Below are 4,087 nucleotides of genomic sequence, written 5' to 3'. Positions count from 1 at the left end.
AATACTGCGGGCGACGGAAGGTGAAAAAAATGGACTGCGGGATCGCTGCATGATCCTGATGTGTTTTTATCATGGTCTGCGGATCAGCGAACTGCTCGGAATACGCACTCCACGCCCTGTACGGTTTTACCAGCAGACGGTATTTTTCGTCGCGCCGGGTGTGCTGATAAGCCCGTTCGTGCACCGTATCATCCACCGCTGGCATCCGGACAACGACACCACTCCGTAAAGCCTGTGAAGCTCCGTGCCGTCGGGGCTAATGGTGTCGCGGGCATGTCCTGGGTCAGGGCCTTCGGTCTGGGGTGGTGATGTTGTTTTTTGACGGACACTGACCACCACGGCAGCCACGGCAGCCACGGCAGGGGCCGGAGCCCGCGGCCTGGGTTCGCGGGAGCGGGATCTCTGCCCGCCAGCGCACCCGGCGCATCAGAACCAGCAGCAGGGTGTTAAGCAGCACGACGGTCAGCATACACTCCAGGCTGTACTGCCGGTGCTGGCTGAAACTCATCGCCTGATAAAACAGCGTGGCCGCCGACCAGGCCATATCCAGTCCCCAGAACACCGAGAAGAGCATCCATCCGCGTCCCGCTTCCCGGGAGATGGCCCCGACCACCGACATGCAGGGAACGTAGAGCAGGACGAAAATCAGGTAGCTGTAGGCGGCCACTGCGGTGCCAAATTTCTGGCTCATCACGCCCATGGCGCCCCGGGTCATTTCCCCGTCCCCTTTACTGGCTTCGACCGGGTTAATCAGGACGCTGAGGCTGAAGGTGTCTTTCAGGCTTTGCCAGGTGGCCAGAACGGCGCCGGTGAGTTCGCCGGACAGACTGTAGGTGGCGGGACTGAAGGTATCCTTCTGGATATTTTCCGTGGTGTACAGGGTGTTTAATGTTCCCACCACGACCTCCTTGGCCATCGCGCCGGTAAATAACCCCACGGTGGCCTGCCAGTTATCCGCATGCACACCAATCGGGCGGAACAGCGGGGTGATAAGCTGGCTCACCGAGGCCAGGGCCGAATCGTTGATGTTGTTGACCGGGGTACCCTGCAGCGAGAAGCTGGTCAGCGTGCTCAGAAAAAGGCTGACAATGATGATGACCTTACCGGCCCGCAGGAGAAAACCTTTCAGGCGCTGCCAGGTCTGGATAATAAGGCTTCTGACATGGGGAGCATGATAAACGGGGATTTCCATCACAAACGGGGCCGCCTCTCCCCGCAGCAGGGTGAACCTGAGCGTCAGCCCGGTGAGCACCGCCATCAGAATACCGAGCAGGTACAGGGAAAACACGACCAGAGCGCCCTGCTGACCGAAGAACGCGGCGGAAAAGACGGCAAAAATCGCCAGCCGCGCGCCACAGGACATAAACGGTGCCATCATGATGGTCATCAGCCTCTCCCGGGGCGTATCCAGCGTCCTGGCCCCCATGACGGACGGCACGTTGCAGCCGAAGCCAACAATCAGCGGCACGAAGGATTTTCCGGGCAATCCCAGCGACTGCATCACCCGGTCTATCACAAACGCCGCCCGGGCCATATAGCCGGAGTCCTCAATAAATGACAGGAACAGATACATCAGGCCTGTCTGCGGAACCAGCGGCAGGACGGTGTTGAGTCCGCCGCCCAGTCCCCTTGCCAGAAAAAGCGTCAGGCCTTCCGGCACGTGCAGGGTATAGCCCAGCCACTGAATACCGTGAATGAACAGCGCCACCGACCCCGCGTCAAACAGCGGCTGCAGTGCGCCACCAATGTTGATTGCCAGCAGGAACATCAGGTACATCACCAGCAGGAAAACCGGTAACCCGAGAATGCGGTGAAGGACAATGCGGTCCACGGCGGCGGTGAAATCTCCGGCGCCTGCGACCCGGTCAGTGTTAACCCGGGCACAGATACCGGCGATAAGCCGGTAGCGGGCGTCGGCAATCTGCAGGGGTGGGTCAATGTTTTCCTGGTGCAGTCGCACAAGTGAACTCTCCAGCTGACGGGTGAGCCCGCCGGCGCAGGCGAGGCTGTATATATCCCCCTCCAGCATCTGAATACCCAGCCACTGGCGTTTTTTCTCCGGAAATGTGGCCGGCATACTCCGGCTCAGCCACCGTGCTTCCCGCAGCAGTGACCGGGGATAGGGGGGCGCTACCATCCCCCTGTTTTCCCGGTAGTCGTCAACCGCCTGCTTAAGACGCATCACGCCCTGCCCGCGACTGGAGACCAGCGGGATAACCGGACAGCCCAGCTGGTCTGCCAGTCTGTCCGGGTCGATGCTGATGTTTTGTTTTTTGGCAATATCCAGCATGTTTAAGGCCACAATGCAGGGGGTACCCGACTCCAGCAGCTGCAGGGTCAGATAGAGATTGCGCTCAGGGTTCGATGCATCCACGACGTTGATGAGCAGGTCTGCACCGCCGTCAAGAATATAATGACAGGCAATCTGTTCATCCAGGGAGGTCTGCAGGGAGACGGTGGTCAGTGAGTAGGTGCCGGGTAAATCGACAAGCTTCACCTGGTGCTCAGGAGTGAAAAAACGCCCTTCCTTGCGCTCGACGGTCACGCCGGCCCAGTTTCCGGTTCTCTGGTGCGCGCCGGTAAGCTGATTAAAAAGCGTTGTTTTCCCGGCATTGGGATTGCCGATAAGGCCGACGGTCAGTGGTTTCAGTTGACGGACAGACACAGGTGATGCCCTCAGTGGTGTTGAGCTTCCAGATTCAGCAGCGCCAGGTCTTTTTTCCGCAATACCAGGCTGACCCGCTGGCTCCGGATATGGAGCGGGTCGCCCAGCGGTGCGACGTGTATGACCTGAAAGCACGAGCCGGGCAGCATGCCGAGAGAGAGGAGTTTTTGCCGGTACGCCGGACCCGTTTCGGGGGAGAAGGAGATGATTTTCCACATACTGCCTGCTGAAAACTGCATGTAGCCTCCAGAATAAATGCATTAAAACTTGTCTGTTAACGTGCCAGAACCCGTCCATACGGAACAGATAGTACTGGATGATATTGATAATCATTTCTGTGTGCAATTATTGAAATGTGACGAAATGTTGTTGAAGGGGGCCCGGGCGGAGCCGGGTAAGACCGTATGACTTTCCGTGAGACAGGCGCTGGCCTGCGTGGGATACCGTCACGGCGACCACGAACGGCTCGGCCATGACGGATGACAGGGTCAGGTTTATTAATGACGTCAGAGATACCCGGAAGATGACGACGGATTCATCAGAGTGTAAAAGTACATGCTGCCTGATATTTACCCGCTGAAAGTGGCGGACCAGCCTGCCCATAAAGCACCGGCATATTAACTGCGGTGATTTCCCGTAGTCTGACCTCACTCTTTTACCTCATTCCGGAAATTTTTCATGGTGTCCCGGTACGCTGAATTAACGCCACATTGCGGTGTCTGATGGTGCATGAAGGTATAACGGAACGCTCTGATAGCGGCGCGGGTAACATGATAACATCATATATCTTCCGCCATGCCCGGCGCCGGGTGACAGGGCGGAAGGGGAAATCACCATCAGTACCATTATTTCTGGAGCAGATAAAAAGAATGTCATCAACACGTAAATACCTGACGCAAAGCGAGGTGGAAAGTCTGCTGGAAACAGCGAAGATGTCGGGTAATCCCGAGCGGGATCACTGCCTGATACTCATGAGTTTCATTCACGGCTTCCGGGTAAGCGAAGCCCGGCACCTGCGGCTGTCGGACCTGGATTTAAAGCAGGGGAGTCTCTATATCCACCGGCTCAAGCAGGGGTTCAGCACCAGCCATCCGCTGCTGTCGCAGGAAATCAGGGCCATCCGGACCTGGATGAAGGTCAGAAGCCGTATGCAGGGGGCAGAAAGTGACTGGCTGTTCCTGTCGCGCCGGGGCGGGCCGCTGACGCGCCAGCGCATTTATAACCTGATTCAGGAGCTGGGAGAGAAGGCCGGACTTTCGTTATGTTCGCATCCGCACATGCTGAGACATGCCTGCGGATTTGCGCTGGCGGACCGTGGCATCGACACGCGCTTAATTCAGGACTATCTCGGACACCGTAATATCAGGCATACCGTGCGTTACACGGCCAGTAATGCGGAGCGATTTGAGGGTGTGTGGCGGT

At 57.7% G+C, this 4,087-nt stretch carries 4 protein-coding genes; 2 read left to right on the top strand and 2 right to left on the bottom strand.

What is annotated here, in order from left to right; translation table 11 throughout:
* On the top strand, window positions 1-229 hold a 229-nt coding region (locus tag AAIR21_RS27335), incomplete at its 5' end, for a tyrosine-type recombinase/integrase (protein WP_434682759.1).
* Between the two features lie 54 nt (window positions 230-283).
* Here AAIR21_RS27335 and feoB read toward each other — a convergent pair.
* Both feoB and feoA read right to left on the bottom strand, forming a co-directional pair.
* On the bottom strand, window positions 284-2,650 hold the full coding sequence (gene feoB, locus AAIR21_RS27330) for a Fe(2+) transporter permease subunit FeoB (protein ID WP_422713292.1): 2,367 nt from the start codon (window positions 2,648-2,650) through the stop codon (window positions 284-286).
* Window positions 2,651-2,676: 26 nt separating this feature from the next.
* Window positions 2,677-2,904 carry a ferrous iron transporter A gene (gene feoA, locus AAIR21_RS27325; protein ID WP_046899121.1) on the bottom strand — a complete coding sequence of 76 codons (228 nt, stop codon included), beginning with the start codon at window positions 2,902-2,904 and terminating at the stop codon, window positions 2,677-2,679.
* 630 nt (window positions 2,905-3,534) lie between these two features.
* On the opposite strand from feoA, the gene AAIR21_RS27320 reads away from it, so the two are divergent.
* A partial coding sequence (locus AAIR21_RS27320) for a tyrosine-type DNA invertase (protein ID WP_434682757.1) occupies window positions 3,535-4,087 on the top strand: 553 nt, incomplete at its 3' end.

The sequence above is a fragment of the Enterobacter sp. PTB genome, assembly GCF_051130085.1.
Taxonomy (GTDB): Bacteria; Pseudomonadota; Gammaproteobacteria; order Enterobacterales; family Enterobacteriaceae; genus Enterobacter; species Enterobacter ludwigii.
This window is presented reverse-complemented; position numbering and strand designations above follow the sequence as displayed.

Excerpts from the sequence above, each read along its gene's own strand:
- feoA (WP_046899121.1), bottom strand. The coding sequence starts at position 2,904 with ATGCAGTTTTCAGCAGGCAGTATGTGGAAAATCATCTCCTTCTCCCCC.